The following is a 17,207-nucleotide window of genomic DNA, read 5'->3' as shown; positions in this document are numbered from 1 at the left end:
GCCCGGATTAAATGCCTTTAGCCATCTAGGGCTATCTTTTCTAAAAATATAGGCTGATATGGCATGATTGGGTGTAAAAAATAACGGCTTATTTCAAAATCAAGAAAATATAAAACACTATACTTAAAATATATGGGAATATTTTTCAAAACTTAAAGCTTATAAGAAAATCTTTATTAAGATACGACTAAAATCTATTAAAAAAGCAAAAACTTTTCGGTTTAACTGGATTAAACTTAAAGTTATAAGTTGATCATGCAGGTTTTTTGATTAAAACTAAATCCCAAATATTCCAGAAGATTTTTAGTTTTAATGCTGGTTCCAATCTGTATGTAGACGATTATAGACACAATCTATTCGGTAACCTTTGCCAGTGCTTCAACCAAGCGCAGACTCTATCAGGTTACACAAGGAGCTCTCTCATGATGTTGGCTGATCCAAGTAAAAAATACCGTCGCATGTATCAACGTGTGGACTTACCAGACCGTCAATGGCCGAACAATGAAATCAACAAAGCGCCAATCTGGATGAGTACTGACCTGCGTGATGGTAACCAGGCGATCTTCGAGCCAATGAACATGGAGCAAAAATTCAAGATGTTCCAGATGTTGGTGAAAATCGGTTTCAAGCATATTGAAATTGGTTTCCCTTCAGCATCGCAAATTGACTTTGATTTCACTCGTAAATTGATTGAAGAAGATCATATTCCTGAAGATGTTTATATCGAAGTTTTGGTTCAAGCTCGTGATCATTTAATTGCTCGTACCTTTGAATCTTTACAGGGTGCAAAACGTGCCATTGTGCATATCTACAACTCCAATTCACCGACTTTCCGCGAGAAAGTCTTAAATGTAGATGTAGCGGGCGCAAAACAATTAGCCGTCAATGCAGCACAAAAAGTCAAAGAATATGCCGCAAAACAGCCTGAAACTGAATTTGTCTTCCAGTACAGCCCGGAATGTTTCACTGCGACTGAATTAGAAGTTGCAAAAGATGTCTGTGATGCTGTGACTGAAATCTGGGAAGCATCACCGACCAATAAAGTGATCTTGAACTTGCCAGCAACGGTAGAAGTTTCAGGTCCACATATCTATGCCGATCAAATCGAATGGATGCACCGCAATATTCAGCGTCGTGATGGTGTAATCATTTCAGTGCACTGTCATAATGACCGTGGTTGCGGCATCGCGGCATCTGAATTGGCGATTATGGCTGGTGCCGATCGTGTTGAAGGTTGTGTGTTTGGGAACGGTGAACGTACCGGTAATGTCGATGTGGCAGCAATCGCATTGAACATGTATACCCAAGGTGTTGCGCCAAACCTGGATTTCTCCAATATCAATGAAATTATCGCGACTGTAGAAGAATGTACCGGTTTGCCAGTACATCCACGTCATCCATACGCAGGTGATTTGGTCTTTACTGCATTCTCCGGCTCACATCAGGATGCGATCAAAAAAGGTTTCGAATTCCAGAAAGACCAAGAAATGTGGGATATGCCATATTTACCAATCGATCCAAAAGACTTGGGCCGTGACTATGATGCGGTGATTCGCGTTAACTCACAGTCAGGTAAAGGCGGTATCGCCTACTTGTTAGAATCGAATTACAACGTGACTTTACCACGTCGTTTACAAATCGAGTTCTCGCAAATTGTACAAAAACGTACCGATGAACAAGGCACTGAAATTTCTGCAACCGAGATCTGGAAGTTGTTTAAAGAGACTTATGTCGATGTTAAACATGTACATTACTCGACCAAGAACTACAAGTTATCGGATGACAATGGCAATCAGGTGATTGAGCTGGATCTTGAAGTTGAGGGTCTGTCCCGCCGTGTTCGCGGTGAAGGCAATGGTCCAATTTCTGCAATCTTGGATGCACTTCAGTTACCGATTGATGTGGTGAACTATGAAGAGCGCAGCATCAGTTCAGGTGCGCATGCCAAAGCCTTGGCCTTGATTGAACTGCAAGTCAAAGGCACTGGCAAGTCTGCCTTTGGTGCGGGTGTGCATGACAACATCGTGACCTCTTCGATCGAAGCAATTCTTGCATCGACCAACCGTCTGATTGATCAAGGTGTATTAAGCACTGATCAGGTAATCGCTGCTGCGGTCTAACCGGCTGTATTAGAATTAGCGATAATTCATAGCACTAAAATGACTTTAGAAGGATATCCGCTAGTGGTATCCTTTTATTATTCATACTCAAGATTTTAAGGCGAATCCTCCCCGTGTCTTTTCCAGCTGACTCAGTGGGCATTGTTGTCCCACAAAAGTTCCAATTTGAAGAGCCGTTAGAGCTTGAATGCGGTCGCATCCTCCCACGTTTTGAACTGATGCTTGAAACTTACGGCAGTTTAAATGCCGATAAGTCGAATGCCATCCTGATTTGTCATGCCCTTTCTGGCCATCACCATGCCGCAGGTTATCATCATGAAGATGACAAAAAAGCCGGCTGGTGGGACGCCTGTATTGGTCCCGGCAAAGCCATCGATACCTCAAAATTCTTTGTGGTGTCTTTAAATAATATTGGGGGTTGTAACGGCTCTACCGGCCCGACTTCACCCAATCCTGAAAATGAAAACCGTCCTTATGGTCCGGATTTTCCGCTGGTCACGGTCCGCGACTGGGTTAAAACTCAGGCTTTATTGTCCGATCGTTTAGGCATTCAGACTTGGGATGCCATCATTGGCGGTTCTCTGGGTGGCATGCAGGCCTTGCAATGGTCAGTGGATTATCCCGACCGTTTAAGAAAATGCGTGATCATTGCCAGCGCTCCCAAACTTTCGGCCCAGAATATTGCCTTTAACGAAGTGGCACGACAGTCGATTTTGTCAGACCCGGATTTCCATAATGGCCGTTATCTGGAAAATGACAGCTATCCCAAACGTGGCCTGATCCTGGCGCGTATGGTCGGTCATATTACCTACCTGTCCGAAGAAGCCATGAAGCAGAAATTTGGCCGTGATCTGAAATCTGGCAAATTTATGTATGGTTTTGATGTCGAATTCCAGGTCGAAAGTTATTTGCGTTATCAGGGTGAACAGTTCAGCCGTAACTTTGATGCCAATACCTATCTGATCATGACCAAAGCACTGGATTATTTTGATCCGTCACGTGAATATGAGCAGTCACTGAAAAAAGCCATGGCCCATACCCAGTGCAAATTTTTGGTGGTGTCCTTCACGACTGACTGGCGTTTTACCCCTGCCCGCTCGCAGGAAATTGTGGATGCATTAATTAGCAACCATAAACCGGTGAGCTATTTAGATATTGATGCCGAACAGGGTCATGATTCCTTCCTGTTCCCGATTCCCCTGTATGTAAAATCTTTGCGTGCATTCCTGGGTGGTGAAGAACACCTGAAAGCCACACCGAAGGAGGCCGTATAATGCGTATCGATCAACAACTCGCTGAAAAGTGGATTAAGCCCGGTTCTAGCGTACTTGACCTGGGTTGTGGCGATGGTGAACTGCTGGCACAAATGAGTAAAAAACACGATATTCGCGCATACGGATTAGAAATTGATCAGGAAAAGATTGCAATTGCGGTCAGTCGCGGGTTAAATATCATCCAACAAGACTTAAACCTCGGTTTAAGCCGCTTTGCCGATCAGTCTTTTGACAATGTGGTCATGGCACAAGCTTTGCAGGCTGTAGATGCACCTGACGTATTATTGCGTGATATGGTGCGTGTAGGGAAACAGGCCATTATTACCTTTCCGAACTTTGCCCACTGGAAGACCCGTTCTTTCTTGGCAATTAAAGGAAAAATGCCGGTTTCTGAAGCCTTGCCTTATATGTGGTATAACACCCCGAATATCCACTTATGTACATTCCGTGACTTTGAAGCACTCTGTGCGGAAAATAACATCAAAATTATTAATCGACTCGCTGTGAACGGGAATCAAGAAGATAGTTTGCTGAGCAAACATCTCCCTAATCTATTTGGTGAAGTCGCAATTTATCGAGTGAGCGCGCTATGAAAAAATTATTATTAGGTACGACGCTACTGGCTGGACTTTTTGGCATGCAAGCCCATGCCGACTATGTTGCTCCAAGTCCTTCTGTTGCCAGTCAAGCGGCTCAGTATTCAGTAATGGATATCAACAGTCTGATCAAAGCAGCTAAAGCAGGTCAGGCCGGTGCACAGTTTTATCTGGCCACCAAATACCAGTATGGCAAAGACATTCAAAAAGATGAACGACAGGCCTTTGCCTGGTACAAAGCTGCTGCCGATCAAGGTTTAGCCGTGGCGCAGTTAAATGTCGGCCGTATGCTGGCAGATGGCATGGGCACCCGAAAAGATGAAGCGCTGGCACGTCAGTATTTTGAAAAAGCAGCCAGCCGTGGTGATAACCGTGCCAGCTTTAACCTGGCCATGATGGAAGAGAAAAAGAAAAACTACATGGGTGCTTATCAGTGGTATGAACTGTCTACCCGTGATGGCATGCTCGACAATAAAGTGATTACCCTTTCTGAAGGCAAGAAAACAGCATTGGCGGCAAACTTGACCCAGGAACAGATCCGTCAGGCGCGTGACCGTGCCGACAGATGGATTCAGGCACAATAAAGCTGAATGGTATAAATAGCACCTTCGGGTGCTTTTTTATTGCCTACAAACCCGCAATGGCAGTTAAAATAGCACGATTGATATTTAGAGAATGAGTGACACATGGCTTCTACAGATTGGTTATCCCAAGGCACACTGGTATTGGCAAGTAATAACAAAGGTAAAATTGCCGAGTTTGAGAAAATGTTTGCTGAATTACAATTACCTGTTGAAGTCGTGGCGCAAGGTAAATTGAATATCGAAGATGCCATCGAAGATGGCTTAAGCTTTGTTGAAAATGCCATTATCAAGGCACGTCATGCCTCTAAAATCTCAGGTAAACCTGCGATTGCCGATGACTCAGGCATTTGTGTGCCAGTTCTTGGCGGAGCTCCTGGGATCTACTCAGCACGTTATGCCGGTGAACATGGCAATGATGCCGCCAACAATAAGAAACTGCTGGCAGATTTGAAACCATTGCGTAAAGATAGCGAAGCGATTGAAGGCATGTTTGTCTGTGTACTGGCACTGGTTCAACATGCTGAAGATCCACTGCCACAAATTTTCCAGGGCATCTGGACGGGTGAAATTTTAGAAGCAGCACGCGGTGAAAATGGCTTCGGTTATGACCCGCTGTTCTGGTTGCCGGAACTCGGTATTTCCAGTGCAGAAATGAGCAAAGAAGAAAAGAATAAAATCAGTCATCGTGGTCAGGCCATGCAGCTGTTTAAAGCCAGTTTGGCGAAATAATTTGTTTTACCCCTCCCTTTTCCAAAGGGAGGTCGGGAGGGATTCAAATTTACCTCTTATCAAGAATCCCCCTAAATCCCCATTTTTCAAAGGGGGGGGACTTTATAACTCTTTCTAGCCTTCTCTCCAAAAAAGGAAACTTTATAGCGTAGGCATCACCGCATGCAACACCAGCCCATAGACCCCAATCAAAATTGCACTCGCAATCGTCCCCGAAGCAATATATTTGGCAGAATGCCCTGTGCCCTGATAATGGGTTTCTAAAGCCACGATGTTCGCTGCCGGTGGCAATAAGAAATACATCATCATTACACTATAAGTCAGGAGCTGATGTGGAATCGGCAAGAATATATAGGCAATACCAGCCAAGCCTAATGCAAAAATAAAGCGCCCGCTGATCAGCACCAGACTGCGCTTTAAATCCCTCAGCTGAATACGGACATGACGAAGCCACATGCCCAAAATGCACATTCCTGCAAAAGTGACTAAAAATTTATTGGCTGCATATGCCCATTGAAGGGTGGGATGAAACTCATAATGACTAAAGTCCCAAAATGATAAAACCCCTGCAATACTGAGTGCGATCACCGGTGGCGATTGCAGGATATTTTTCAGAATAAATGTCCAATCTTGGCGAGTTTGGCTCACGGCAATGACAGCACTGACATTCCCAAATAATGAGCCACCAATATAAAGTGCAATCATGGTCGACATTGCGTCAGTGCCAAACACTGCTAAGGCAAATGGCAGACCGAGCCATACGCCATTCAAATAGCTAAAACACAGCGCACGCAATTTATCTTTGGCAAAATAATAAAACAGGCTAAACAGCACAATTGAACTAAAAATACTAAAGCCCATCAGCCACAGACTGCCCGCTTTATAAAACACCATATTGTAAATAATCAGCACAGGAATCAGAACACGTGCCAGTAAAGCCGCCAAGACAGGTCGAACCGGTTTTAAATATTGCACGCCCCAATAACCAATCAAAAAAGACAGCAGGGGAAGAATCAAGGCCATGACAGTGCTGCTGAGATTTCCATATCAGGTTATATGCTAGCACAGCATCCTTTTCATCTAATGATAGATTTTTCATATGAATTACTCATTACCCTGCTGCCGTGTCGGCAAACTGTCATTAAAGCGTCACTGCATTGTCATACAAGCCTGCTGAGATAGGGGCATGAAATATAGAGGATAAAATAATGGCAGGATTATCAATTTGGCATGTGCTGATTTTTGCAATTGTGGTGATTTTATTGTTTGGTACATCGAAGCTGAAAAACCTGGGTAAAGATGTCGGCGGTGCAATTAAAGACTTTAAAAAATCAGTCAAAGATGAAGAAGCAGAAATGGCCAAGCTGCAAGAACCGCGAACGATTGATGCACAAGTCAAAACCCCTGAAACCTCGATCAAGAGTTAAGAGTCCGCTATGCTCAATATCGGAATGACCGAGCTGCTGATTTTCGGGATTATTGCACTTCTGGTGCTTGGGCCAGACAAGTTGCCTGAGGCAGTCCGTTTTGTCGGAACATGGTATGGCAAGATCAAGCGCATGGTCAGCAATGTTCAGAACGATCTGGATCGTGAATTACGCTTGTCCGAACTGCGAGAACAGATGCAGGCCGAAATGCAGCGGATCCAGCAACTGGAAGCCAAGATGCAGGCACAAATGGCAGATTTGCAGCAGCCGATTGCAACTGATGAATTAAAAATAAAGCCTCAGGCTGCCCAGCCCGTGCTTCGCTATCAGCCTATGGTACAGCCCGTATCAGCGGTGTATTTACCTCAGCCTGCACAAACTCAAGCAGTGATTTCCCAACAACGCTATACAGAAATGAAGGTGGCCGTATGACGTCTTTACCGACCACACCTGCCTCAAATGATGCTGCAGCGCTGAACCTTGAAGAGATGCCGATTACCCAGCATTTGGTGGTGTTAAGAAAACATCTGTTTAAAGTGGTTGCTGTCCTGATTGGCCTGTTTTTCTGTTTGCTGCCCTTTGCCAATCAGACCTATCAATGGTTATCTGAACCTTTACGGGCACAATTGCCTGCCAGCTCGACCATGATTGCCACGGATGTGACGGCAACATTCATGGCTCCGTTCAAGCTGAATTTCTTTGTGGCGCTGATGATCACAATGCCGTTTATTCTGTATCAGCTCTGGACATTTGTTAAACCGGCGTTATATGCCAAAGAAAAGAGTCTGGCACTGCCGCTTTTGATCGGCAGTATTGTGCTGTTTTATACCGGGATCAGCTTTGCCTACTTTGTGGCCTTACCTTCGATCCTGCATTTTTTTATCAGTGTCTCGCCGGAAACTGTGGCACCGATGACCGACATTAACAGTTATCTTAGCTTCTGTTTAAAGCTGTTTCTGGTCTTTGGTTTTACCTTTGAAATCCCGATTATTACCTTGGTTTTAATCCTGATTGGGGCAGTTTCAACACAAACCCTGGTGGAGAAACGGCGCTTTATTATTGTCGGCTGTTTCTTTGTCGCGATGTTCGTGACACCACCAGATGCACTGTCGATGATCATGTTGGCTGTACCGATGTGGTTGCTGTTTGAACTGGGTTTGCTGGCCGGAAAACTGATCGAAAAACGGCGTTTAAAAGCGCAATAAGAACAATCAGCCAAAACAAAAATCATGCTTTAACTCAGGCAGCTCCGGCTGTCTTTTTATTTTCAAAATATTATCAAAATACTGATTTATTTAACTTTAATGCAACATTTCCTTAAGATTAGTGTCATATCCCAAGCTTAAGGTATTGAAAACTTCTACACCACCAAGCACTTATTTTTACTTGAGACTTTAAAATGAAAAACGAAGACATGATACCTTGCCAGGATCTGGTTGAAGACAGTAATAATTCAAACAATAGCCACTTTCAAACAATTCTGGATCAATACACCAGTCGCCGTAGTTTTATTGCAAAAACCACCAGTGGGGCAATGGCCTTAGCCTTTGCAGCAACAGTAAGTGGTTGTTCAGATGATGATAATGATTCTGGCACGCCTGACACTAACCCCACCACACCACCAGACACCACGAACCCAGATCAACATACATGGAGTGACCTGAAAGCGCGCCCGAATAAATTGACCTTTGAGCCGGTTCGCAAAAATACGCAAAACTTCTTTAGCGTGCCTGAAGGCTATGAACTGAAAGTGCTATATGCGGTCGGTGATCCAATTAACCCTGCATATTCAGAAAAGACAGATGTAACATTAGCTTCAGGTGCTTCTTATCAGTTCCGTGCAGGCGATAACCATGACGGCATGAGCTTTTTCGGTATGCATCCAAGCAACAAAAACTATGCGGCCAAAGAGTCCACCCAAGGTTTACTGGTTTTAAATCACGAATACCTGCAACAAGCTCAACTCCATACGCCAGAAGGCCCGATTACGATCGACGGTGTACGTCCAGAAGATCAGGTCCTTCGTGAAGTGAATGCGCATGGGGTTTCGGTAATTGAGATTAGCAAAGATGCCAATACACAAGAGGTTAAAATTAACTTAAATTCTAAGTTTAACCGTCGTATCACGGCAGCAACCGAGATGGAAATTCATGGACCGGCTCGCGGTTCTGACTTGGTCAAAACGATTTTCTCACCCGATGGAACGTTGACGCGCGGCACCTTTGCCAACTGTGGTAATGGGTATACACCTTGGGGCACTTACTTAACCGCGGAAGAAAACTGGAGTGGTTATTTTGCCCGTCAAGCCAATGACACCCGCGCGATTGCAAAAGAAGAAATTGCCTTGTCACGTTATGGTCGTGGCGGTAGTGAGGCCCGTTCATCTCAATACCGCTGGAATACTCCGGTTGCTGAATTAACCGGTGATAAAGGACTGTATGATCGTTGGGATATTTCAGTAAAAGGCGCCAGTGCTTTAGCTGATTATCGTAATGTCATGAATACCTGCGGATTCATTGTCGAGATTGATCCATTTAGCGCGAACACACGTCCGGTTAAACGTACTGCATTGGGCCGCTTTGCCCATGAAGACTGCCGCTGTAGTAATCCGATTCCGGGTCAGCCATTAGCCTTCTATATGGGGGATGATGCAACAGGCGAATATATCTATAAATTTGTTTCTGATGCAGTCTGGGATCCGAAAGATGTCAATGGGGGTTATACCGCTGGTGATAAATACATGGATAAAGGCACATTATATGTCGCTAAATTCAATGATGATGGTACTGGTGAATGGTTAGAACTTAGCTATGGTAAAAATGGTTTAACTGCTGCCAACGAAATTTATCCATTTGCAGGCCAAGATGATATCGTCATTAATCTCCGTCTTGCTGCCGACCATGTCGGCGCGACCAAAATGGACCGTCCGGAATGGGTTGCCGTCAATCCGGAAAATGGTGAAGTCTATGTCACTCTCACCAATAACGGTAACCGCGGACGCGCCTACCCGACCGATGCAGCAAACCCACGTAGCTATATCGACTTCAAAGATTCAAATGCCAGTAATTCAGGCAATATGAATGGTCACATTATCCGTTTTAGTGAAAATGAGAATAATGTCAAAGCAACGACATTTGCCTGGGATATCTTCCTGTTCGGTGCAGAAGCACGAGCTGCCTCTAACATCAACCTGTCAGGTCTGGATGATTTAAATGACTTCTCTAGCCCGGACGGGATGTGGTTCGATCCACGTGGAATTTTGTGGATCCAGACGGATGATGGCCAGTACACCGATGAAACCAACTGCATGATGCTGGCAGCCCTGCCAGGTACAGTCGGTGATGGCAGAAAAGCATTGGCAGCCAGTACCAAAGCTGAAGGACAGGAAACCTTTGTCGGCGCCAAGCTGAATAATGATCGGGTTCGCCGCTTCCTCACAGGTCCATCGGGCTGTGAAATTACCGGTGTGACGATTACGCCGGACTACAAAGCAATTTTCGTCAATGTGCAGCATCCAGGCGGTGCATGGCCAGCCAATCAAAGCGAGCGTTATAGCCGTTTAGGCAAAGTGCCTCGCTCTGCTACTGTGGTCATTACCCGTAAAGACGGTGGTGCGATTGCCGGTGAAGCCTTGGAACAAGCGACAGCATAAAAATCAGTGACTCAAAAATGCCGGCAGATGTCGGCATTTTTTATCTGGGATTATTGTTGTAGCATCATGATTTTCTCGACCAATTGCCCTGCAGTCACACCTTGTTGTGACTTCTCGATCCAGTGCCATTGTCCTCGCTGCATTCTTAGAAAATTCGAGCAACGGGTGCCGTAAGTCGGGCTTTGAATAAAAGTCGAGGACAGCAGATGTTCCATTTCAACCGAGATCCCTGTTTCCGGCAGCAGTTCAGGAATCACCTTGCGTTCATCTTCCAGAATATCCCAAACCGCATGACACAGATCAGTTTCTGGCATGGCTGGTTGTTGCAGCATGGGTAAAAATTCCTGGGTAAAGCGTTTACGCAAATGCCGGGTCTTGTACCAGTCTTCGCTCATCAGGCCGTTGGAGACTACATAGACACCTTGTGCCAGCACTTGCGGTGCTTCGCCGCGATTGCTCATATACACCGCCTGCTGTTGGTCTCCAACGAACAGGTTAAAACCGGCATAGTCACACTGCCGTTGTTCCAGATCTTGTGCGAAACGAATCGGCGTTAAGTCCGAATTTAAAAAATCCTGGATGATATGACCACGTGAAGTCGGATAATCTGTCCGATCTTGCCCGTTGCGAAAATTGGTAATCACTGCCCAGCGACCTGAGGCCGTGATACCCATCCAGGTGCCGCCCGACTGCAAATCCTGCCCGGCAATAATCGGACTATTTTCACATTCATGTAATGCCTGTGTAGGCCGCTGATAGAATTCATCCCGATTTGAAATCAGACATAATGGGGTCTCATCTACAACCCGCCAAGCCAGTGCCACGATACACATAATTTACGCTCTCGATCTTTACACATTGAATGTACAACATTTTTCTTTGCTTTCAGCTAAAATCTGTGCAAAACAGAATCACAAGGAACAGGAATGCTCACCTATCCCAATATTGATCCCGTCGCGATTTCGCTCGGGCCCCTGCAAGTCCACTGGTATGGACTGATGTACTTACTGGCATTTTTATTTGCCTGGGGATTGGCAACGTTTCGAGCCAAACAACGCGGCTGGACGCCAGATATGGTCTCTGACCTGATTTTCTTCGGTGCGCTTGGTGTCATCATCGGTGGCCGTGTCGGTTATGTCTTGTTCTATGGTTTTTCTCAGTTCCTCGCAGATCCTTTATGGTTATTCCAGATCTGGACCGGTGGTATGAGCTTCCACGGTGGTTTCCTCGGTGTCATTCTGGCCATGCTGTGGTGGTGCCGGAAATACAAGATGACCTGGTTCCAGACCCTGGATTTTATCGCACCCTGCGTACCAACGGGGCTGATGTTTGGCCGGATTGGTAATTTTATTGGCGGTGAATTGTATGGCCGTCAGGTGACCGATCCCAACTTTGCCTGGGGCATGATTTTCCCGACCGATCCTTTGCAGCTGGTGCGTCATCCATCACAATTGTATCAGGCGCTGTGTGAAGGCCTGATTCTGTTTATTGTATTGTGGTGGTTCAGTTCCAAGCCGCGTCCACGTATGGCGGTCTCTGCACTGTTCCTGATCGGTTATGGTCTGGCACGCTTCGTGGTCGAGTTCTTCCGTGAGCCGGACAATGGTCAGCTGTTTATTGGCTGGATGAGCAAGGGCCAATTCCTGAGCCTGCCAATGATCCTGATTGGCTTGTGGATGATGTGGTATGCCTACCAAAAGAAAATCTATGACTGGGGGCCACAGAAAAACAGTTAAAACCAGCTTAATTGAGCGAGGCACAGGCCTCGCTTTTTTATAGCCAAAATATGCTAAAGTGCCGATTATCTTTTCGATTTCTTCATCATTATGCTTGAGTTCTGGTTTAATCCGCAGGTATCTGTTCTCAAAAAACTGTTGATCTTTATTGTGATTGCAGCAACAGCTGCAGGCTTGTACTGGATGGAACCACTGCCCTTAGATTCAATTTTGATGTTTGTCGGTACCGGCATTGTTTTTCTGATCTGCCGTTACTGCAAAATCCACTTTGCCAACAAAAACCCGACCGGTTTGCTGTATAGATTACTGACCTGGATTCCAATTGCCTTATTGATTGCTTTAGTTTTTATGAACATGCAACAGGGCGAAATCCTGATTCCGGGTGCACAAGGTATTGCCTTTATGGCACTGGCGATTTGCCTGTTTTCACCATTGTCGCTGCTCAATCAGAACAAATCAGATGCGGGTTCACCCCATGCTTGAGTTCTGGTATTCCGAACGTTGTAGCCGTCAAAACAAGCTGATGGTCATCATCGTGACCTGTATTTTGATTTATGCAGCATCGACTGTGGCCCAGTTAGATCCGGTATTTGTTGGGGTGAGTTTAGCGATTGGGATTGTCGTGCATTTACTGCACCATTTCCGCCTGAAAATTTCGAAATCCAATCCCTATGCAAATGGCTTTAGCGCCTTGAGCCGGGTGATTCCCATCATTGCCTTAATTACCCTGTTTGGCTATTTGCCTGAACAGCACCAACAATGGGGCAAATTTGCCTGGGGTCTGCAATGTCTTGGCTTTGCCGCGATTGGATTATTTATCGTTTCAATCTATGAAAGCCGTGCGAAGCGTTTTGAGGACTGATCACTTCGCAGTATTTTCTTAGAAGTAAGTTTCCAGACGATAGTAACTATAAGTCACGTTTTTATTGCGATAAACCGCATGATCTCGCTGTTTGAAATCCGATACCCAGGCACTACCTGAATAAGCCGCGATATGTCCATATTTATGTCCCTGAGTACGGTCAATAATATAGATATCGCCTTTTTTCGGCCGATCAAAAGAAGCATTAATTTTCTTATAACCCAGTTGCATCAGGGTATTTCCCCAATCCGCTGCAGCCACGGGATGATTGACAATTTTCGCACCCGAAGATTGCAGACCGACACGAATACTGCGCGCACATTTCTGTGTACTGGTATTTCGGGTAATGCCTTGCAGATAACTGGTAAATTTCTCGATATTAATACGCTGACCATTGCCTGCGCCTGAAGCATTACGGACAGTGGCTTTTTGCGTTGGCTTTTTAGGTCTTTGCTCCGATTGGGAACGCACCATGATATTCGCTTGCACAGGAGCATAAACTTCGCTCATGTTCACCTGATGATCATAGATCATGCCTTACCAACCGCTCCTCGCCTGCAACTTAGGCTTTCATATTGTTAACAAGCGAAGGATACTAGCCGGATAAATGTTATTTTTCACATAAAAAATGTAAACAAATTTGTCTATTTTTACAGCATTTAAATTAAGCCTTTCATTCTACTGTAATTACAAAAATAATCATCTTTATAAAAAAATTGTAAAGCAAATAAGACTCAAACAACCAATAAAGTCTGAGCATGCCTGAATAAGCATTCTCTTCATCTATTTTTTCGGCAATCTGGTAGGCATATTTAATGCATTGCAAAGCACTATTCCAAGATAACATTTCACTACAGGACTACATCATTTTTAGCCGCAAATCTCGTATTAAACTAATTCGGTAGTTTTAATATTGAATTGAGATTAACGGAGAAGAAAAAATGACTCAGGATTTAGCCACTGTTTCAAATTTTAATTTAGAACAATATTTAGGTACCTAGTATGAAATTGCACGTTTGCCAATGAAACACCAGCCCGAAGACAGCACTGATATTTCTGCGGTATATAGCTTGAATGAAAATGGTAAAGTTCGGGTGCAGAACCGCTGTCTGGATGGCGATGGCAAGCTCGATGAAGCCATTGCTGAAGCCAGCATCGTTGATGCAGAACATGCCAAGCTTGAAGTCAGCTTTTTACCCGAAGGCCTGCGTTGGATCCCGTTTACCAAGGGCGATTACTGGGTATTAAAAATCGATCCGGATTATCAGACGGCGCTTGTAGGCGAACCGAATAAAGAATATTTATGGCTATTGCATCGCGGTACCAGTCTGGACGCAGCGACTCAACGTGAATATTTAAGTTATGCAGAATCCTTGGGATATGATCTGTCTGATCTGATTCATACAGTTCATACTGGCCATAAAACCGCTTAAACTGCAATCAAAAGACCTCCATCAGGAGGTCTTTTTTATTCTCAATTTGGGCGATGAAAGCTCATCAAAAAATGCTATGATGTGCGCAATTTAAATTGTCCCTTTCGATAGAAAATTGATTATAAAATAATCCGTTCTGCTGTTAAAACGGCAATTTTCAACAGATTCAAATAGAGAGAACTATGCGCCAATATCTTGACCTTTTACAACATATCCTCGACAACGGCGGCGATAAAGGCGACCGTACCGGTACAGGTACACGTTCGGTATTTGGTCATCAGATGCGCTTCGATCTTTCCCAGGGTTTTCCTTTACTGACCACCAAAAAAGTTCACTTCCGCTCTATCGTGATTGAATTGTTGTGGTTCTTAAAAGGCGATACCAATGTTCAATATTTAAAAGATCATAAAGTTTCGATTTGGGATGAGTGGGCAACCGCCGAACAGACCGCACGTTTTGGCCGCCCTGAAGGTGAACTGGGGCCAGTTTACGGTCACCAGTGGCGTAATTTTGGTGCCAGCAAAAATGCAGATAATAGCTATAATCAGGATGGTTTTGACCAGATCAAATGGTTGATTAATGAAATTAAAACCAATCCGAATTCGCGCCGTCTGATTGTATCTGGCTGGAATCCGAATGAAGCGGGCCAAGTGGCATTACCGCCTTGCCATACCCTGTTCCAGTTCTTTGTCCACAATGGCAAATTGTCTTGTCAGCTGTATCAGCGTAGCGCCGATGTTTTTCTCGGTGTTCCATTTAATATCGCCAGCTATGCCCTGTTGACACATATGATCGCGCAAGTCTGTGAGCTGGAGGTCGGTGATTTTGTCTGGACCGGTGGCGATACACACCTGTATAGTAATCACTTCGAGCAAGCGCAATTACAACTCAGCCGTGAGCCCTTGGGCCTGTGCCAACTTAAATTGAATCCTGAAATCAAAAACCTGTTCGACTTCAAATTTGAAGATATTGAAATTATTGGTTATGAATCACATCCGGGGATTAAGGCACCCGTTGCAGTGTAAATGTTCCCAAACCAAAGAAAATCAAAATCCCACTTTGCTTAAAGTGGGATTTTGCATTTTAATAGGAGCAAATTTTTATTTGTTTTTGAGTGTAGGTATGGCATTTCAGGATTTAGAAGTCGTTCATGTCGTTGCAATGGATCAGCAGCGCTGTATTGGTAAGGACAATGACCTGCCTTGGCATATCTCAGCCGATCTCAAGCATTTTAAAGAAATCACTCAGGGCGGTGTAATTGTCATGGGCCGCAAGACCCTTGAGTCGATGGGGCGTGTGCTCCCTAAACGCGTGAACTGGGTCATTACCCGTGATCCTGACTGGTCTTTTCAAGGCACTAAAGTTGCTCATAACATTGAAGATGCGCTTATTCAGGCAGTTACTGATGTGCAAAACTCAGAAAAACCGACGTCTATTTTCATTATTGGTGGCGGTGAAATCTTTAAACAGACCATGGACATTGCCGACCGTCTGGAACTGACCCATGTCGACCTGGATGTACAAGGTCATGCCTATTATCCTGAAATTCCGGCAGAATTCAAAAAAGTCGCGACCGAGCAACATATTGACGACAAAACCGGGATTGCTTTTGAGTTTGCAACCTACAGAAAATAAAGCCTATTTCTCATGAAAAAGTGACTATGCAGGGACGCGAATATATTTCCAAGCACTGGAGTCTGTGGCTGCTGGGTAGCCTGTTTACCCTCTTTGTCATTCTGTCGAGTCTGTGGCTCAGCCTGATGCTCTGGGTTCAGCAACCTCTCGGCAAGATTGGCAGCTTGATCCTGATTGGTGTTTGGTTAACGTTTTCCCTGCTGGTACTCGGGATCTACTTCACCCGGCACCTGATCTCGCGTAAAGTCGATAGCATTCTATATCTTCTGGTCTTTCTGTTTTGTCTGCTGGGCTATTTTAGTCTGCAAGCGCGTCAGGATCGGGAGTGGAATCCTGAAGTGGCTCAGTTGTTGCACTATGAACAACAAGGCGATCAGGTCACCCTGCACAATATCCGGAACTTTGACTGGCAAGCTGATGGTCGTTATATCGAACGTTGGGAAAGCCGCAGTTTTGACCTGAACCAGATTAGCGGGGTGAATATCATTACCTCCTACTGGATGGGTCCGAAAATTGCCCACACGTTGGTCAGCTTCGATTTTGCCAATCAAAAACCTCTCACTTTCTCGATTGAAATCCGCAAGGAAAAACATGAAGAGTTTTCTGCAATTGGTGGGTTTTTCCGTAAATATGAATTGAGTCTGGTGGCATCGGACGAAAAAGATATTGTGTATACACGTAGTAATATTCGCGGGGAGCAGGTGTATTTCTTTCCGGTAAATATGCCACAAGCTCAGGCCAAAGCCTTATTCAAAGAATATCTGGCCCAGGCCGATGAATTGGCCAGAGAACCCAAGTGGTATAACACCCTGACCAGTAATTGCACCACTCTGGTCTTTGATATGGTTCAGGCAGTATCGCAACAACAATTGCCTTCAGATTATCGACTGTTAGCGTCCGGCTATTTACCGAATTATCTCTATGATCTGAAAGTGCTGGATCAATCCTGGGATATGCACACCTGGTACCAACGGGCGCATGTGAATCCACGAGTCAAACAGAGCGCCGATCTGTCCAGCCAGGAATATTCGCAGCGACTTCGTCAAGGCCTGCCTGCACCTCAGACGCATTAACTGGCGTTTTATTACTGTAAATAAAGATACAAAACCGACTGGAACCCGGATCATTTTTTTGTTTATATACAAATAGCTAGTCAATA

Annotated in this window: 18 protein-coding genes and 1 pseudogene; 16 read left to right on the top strand and 3 right to left on the bottom strand. The window is 44.8% G+C overall.

Features of this window, described 5'->3' with window-relative positions; translation table 11 throughout:
* Window positions 1-422: 422 nt before the first annotated feature.
* The 5 genes from leuA (at window position 423) to rdgB (ending at window position 5,303) form a co-directional block, all read left to right on the top strand.
* On the top strand, window positions 423-2,120 hold the full coding sequence (leuA, locus tag FTU90_RS02825; RefSeq protein ID WP_180071921.1) for a 2-isopropylmalate synthase: 1,698 nt from the start codon (window positions 423-425) through the stop codon (window positions 2,118-2,120).
* 113 nt (window positions 2,121-2,233) lie between these two features.
* Window positions 2,234-3,394, top strand: coding sequence for a homoserine O-acetyltransferase (locus tag FTU90_RS02820; RefSeq protein WP_180071920.1), 1,161 nt, complete (start codon window positions 2,234-2,236; stop codon window positions 3,392-3,394).
* Window positions 3,394-3,987 carry a methionine biosynthesis protein MetW gene (metW, locus tag FTU90_RS02815; RefSeq protein ID WP_005095565.1) on the top strand — a complete coding sequence of 198 codons (594 nt, stop codon included), beginning with the start codon at window positions 3,394-3,396 and terminating at the stop codon, window positions 3,985-3,987. Before FTU90_RS02820 ends, metW begins: the two co-directional genes overlap by 1 nt.
* A complete protein-coding gene (locus tag FTU90_RS02810; RefSeq protein ID WP_100534625.1) occupies window positions 3,984-4,574 on the top strand; it encodes a tetratricopeptide repeat protein in 591 nt (196 codons plus the stop codon). Before metW ends, FTU90_RS02810 begins: the two co-directional genes overlap by 4 nt.
* Before the next feature lie 102 nt (window positions 4,575-4,676).
* Window positions 4,677-5,303: an RdgB/HAM1 family non-canonical purine NTP pyrophosphatase gene (gene rdgB, locus FTU90_RS02805; RefSeq protein ID WP_180001633.1), complete on the top strand. Its 627-nt coding sequence runs from the start codon at window positions 4,677-4,679 to the stop codon at window positions 5,301-5,303.
* Between the two features lie 141 nt (window positions 5,304-5,444).
* Here rdgB and FTU90_RS02800 read toward each other — a convergent pair whose 3' ends face one another.
* The gene (locus FTU90_RS02800; RefSeq protein WP_180071919.1) at window positions 5,445-6,326 is read right to left on the bottom strand and encodes a permease; all 882 of its coding nucleotides are present in this window, start codon (window positions 6,324-6,326) and stop codon (window positions 5,445-5,447) included.
* A 185-nt stretch (window positions 6,327-6,511) separates the two neighbouring features.
* Here FTU90_RS02800 and tatA point away from each other — a divergent pair, with 185 nt between their 5' ends.
* The 4 genes from tatA (at window position 6,512) to FTU90_RS02780 (ending at window position 10,382) form a co-directional block, all read left to right on the top strand.
* Window positions 6,512-6,730: a Sec-independent protein translocase subunit TatA gene (tatA, locus tag FTU90_RS02795; RefSeq protein WP_100355649.1), complete on the top strand. Its 219-nt coding sequence runs from the start codon at window positions 6,512-6,514 to the stop codon at window positions 6,728-6,730.
* A 9-nt stretch (window positions 6,731-6,739) separates the two neighbouring features.
* Entirely contained in the window at window positions 6,740-7,162 is a 423-nt protein-coding gene (gene tatB / locus FTU90_RS02790; protein WP_180071918.1) for a Sec-independent protein translocase protein TatB, read from the top strand.
* Window positions 7,159-7,935, top strand: coding sequence for a twin-arginine translocase subunit TatC (gene tatC, locus FTU90_RS02785; RefSeq protein WP_100355647.1), 777 nt, complete (start codon window positions 7,159-7,161; stop codon window positions 7,933-7,935). The genes tatB and tatC overlap by 4 nt, the downstream gene beginning before the upstream one ends.
* Before the next feature lie 194 nt (window positions 7,936-8,129).
* Complete coding sequence (locus FTU90_RS02780) at window positions 8,130-10,382, top strand: PhoX family phosphatase (RefSeq protein WP_180071917.1); 2,253 nt, start codon at window positions 8,130-8,132, stop codon at window positions 10,380-10,382.
* Window positions 10,383-10,432: 50 nt separating this feature from the next.
* Here the strand turns inward: FTU90_RS02780 and FTU90_RS02775 are convergent, their stop codons facing one another.
* Complete coding sequence (locus tag FTU90_RS02775; protein ID WP_180071916.1) at window positions 10,433-11,215, bottom strand: NRDE family protein; 783 nt, start codon at window positions 11,213-11,215, stop codon at window positions 10,433-10,435.
* A gap of 93 nt (window positions 11,216-11,308) precedes the next feature.
* Here FTU90_RS02775 and lgt point away from each other — a divergent pair, with 93 nt between their 5' ends.
* The 3 genes from lgt (at window position 11,309) to FTU90_RS02760 (ending at window position 12,980) form a co-directional block, all read left to right on the top strand.
* Window positions 11,309-12,118: a prolipoprotein diacylglyceryl transferase gene (gene lgt / locus FTU90_RS02770; protein WP_005095548.1), complete on the top strand. Its 810-nt coding sequence runs from the start codon at window positions 11,309-11,311 to the stop codon at window positions 12,116-12,118.
* 90 nt (window positions 12,119-12,208) lie between these two features.
* The gene (locus FTU90_RS02765) at window positions 12,209-12,601 is read left to right on the top strand and encodes a hypothetical protein (RefSeq protein ID WP_004729514.1); all 393 of its coding nucleotides are present in this window, start codon (window positions 12,209-12,211) and stop codon (window positions 12,599-12,601) included.
* Window positions 12,594-12,980, top strand: coding sequence for a hypothetical protein (locus FTU90_RS02760; RefSeq protein WP_100355644.1), 387 nt, complete (start codon window positions 12,594-12,596; stop codon window positions 12,978-12,980). Before FTU90_RS02765 ends, FTU90_RS02760 begins: the two co-directional genes overlap by 8 nt.
* Window positions 12,981-12,998: 18 nt before the next feature.
* On the opposite strand, the gene FTU90_RS02755 is transcribed toward FTU90_RS02760, so the two are convergent.
* A complete protein-coding gene (locus FTU90_RS02755) occupies window positions 12,999-13,514 on the bottom strand; it encodes a hypothetical protein (protein ID WP_005172772.1) in 516 nt (171 codons plus the stop codon).
* 407 nt (window positions 13,515-13,921) lie between these two features.
* On the opposite strand from FTU90_RS02755, the pseudogene FTU90_RS02750 reads away from it, so the two are divergent.
* From FTU90_RS02750 to FTU90_RS02735, 4 genes and pseudogenes are all read left to right on the top strand, one after another.
* Window positions 13,922-14,413, top strand: a pseudogene (locus tag FTU90_RS02750) (lipocalin family protein).
* Between the two features lie 182 nt (window positions 14,414-14,595).
* Window positions 14,596-15,438, top strand: coding sequence for a thymidylate synthase (gene thyA, locus FTU90_RS02745; protein ID WP_180071915.1), 843 nt, complete (start codon window positions 14,596-14,598; stop codon window positions 15,436-15,438).
* 97 nt (window positions 15,439-15,535) lie between these two features.
* Window positions 15,536-16,048, top strand: a complete 513-nt coding sequence (locus FTU90_RS02740; protein WP_005095538.1) for a dihydrofolate reductase — start codon at window positions 15,536-15,538, stop codon at window positions 16,046-16,048.
* A gap of 26 nt (window positions 16,049-16,074) precedes the next feature.
* The gene (locus FTU90_RS02735; RefSeq protein ID WP_005095536.1) at window positions 16,075-17,121 is read left to right on the top strand and encodes a DUF4105 domain-containing protein; all 1,047 of its coding nucleotides are present in this window, start codon (window positions 16,075-16,077) and stop codon (window positions 17,119-17,121) included.
* Window positions 17,122-17,207: the final 86 nt, after the last annotated feature.

Origin of the sequence: Acinetobacter sp. YH12200 (genome assembly GCF_013418175.1) — a bacterium.
In the GTDB taxonomy this organism is placed as follows: domain Bacteria; phylum Pseudomonadota; class Gammaproteobacteria; order Pseudomonadales; family Moraxellaceae; genus Acinetobacter; species Acinetobacter pseudolwoffii.
Note: the sequence above shows the minus strand (reverse complement) of the source record. Positions and strands in the feature narration are given on the sequence as shown.

Coding starts and splice junctions, on each gene's coding strand:
- leuA (WP_180071921.1), top strand. CDS start 423: ATGATGTTGGCTGATCCAAGTAAAAAATACCGTCGCATGTATCAACGT.
- metW (WP_005095565.1), top strand. CDS start 3,394: ATGCGTATCGATCAACAACTCGCTGAAAAGTGGATTAAGCCCGGTTCT.
- FTU90_RS02810 (WP_100534625.1), top strand. CDS start 3,984: ATGAAAAAATTATTATTAGGTACGACGCTACTGGCTGGACTTTTTGGC.
- rdgB (WP_180001633.1), top strand. CDS start 4,677: ATGGCTTCTACAGATTGGTTATCCCAAGGCACACTGGTATTGGCAAGT.
- FTU90_RS02800 (WP_180071919.1), bottom strand. CDS start 6,326: ATGGCCTTGATTCTTCCCCTGCTGTCTTTTTTGATTGGTTATTGGGGC.
- tatA (WP_100355649.1), top strand. CDS start 6,512: ATGGCAGGATTATCAATTTGGCATGTGCTGATTTTTGCAATTGTGGTG.
- tatB (WP_180071918.1), top strand. CDS start 6,740: ATGCTCAATATCGGAATGACCGAGCTGCTGATTTTCGGGATTATTGCA.
- tatC (WP_100355647.1), top strand. CDS start 7,159: ATGACGTCTTTACCGACCACACCTGCCTCAAATGATGCTGCAGCGCTG.
- FTU90_RS02780 (WP_180071917.1), top strand. CDS start 8,130: ATGAAAAACGAAGACATGATACCTTGCCAGGATCTGGTTGAAGACAGT.
- FTU90_RS02775 (WP_180071916.1), bottom strand. CDS start 11,215: ATGTGTATCGTGGCACTGGCTTGGCGGGTTGTAGATGAGACCCCATTA.
- lgt (WP_005095548.1), top strand. CDS start 11,309: ATGCTCACCTATCCCAATATTGATCCCGTCGCGATTTCGCTCGGGCCC.
- FTU90_RS02765 (WP_004729514.1), top strand. CDS start 12,209: ATGCTTGAGTTCTGGTTTAATCCGCAGGTATCTGTTCTCAAAAAACTG.
- FTU90_RS02760 (WP_100355644.1), top strand. CDS start 12,594: ATGCTTGAGTTCTGGTATTCCGAACGTTGTAGCCGTCAAAACAAGCTG.
- FTU90_RS02755 (WP_005172772.1), bottom strand. CDS start 13,514: ATGATCTATGATCATCAGGTGAACATGAGCGAAGTTTATGCTCCTGTG.
- thyA (WP_180071915.1), top strand. CDS start 14,596: ATGCGCCAATATCTTGACCTTTTACAACATATCCTCGACAACGGCGGC.
- FTU90_RS02740 (WP_005095538.1), top strand. CDS start 15,536: ATGGCATTTCAGGATTTAGAAGTCGTTCATGTCGTTGCAATGGATCAG.
- FTU90_RS02735 (WP_005095536.1), top strand. CDS start 16,075: ATGCAGGGACGCGAATATATTTCCAAGCACTGGAGTCTGTGGCTGCTG.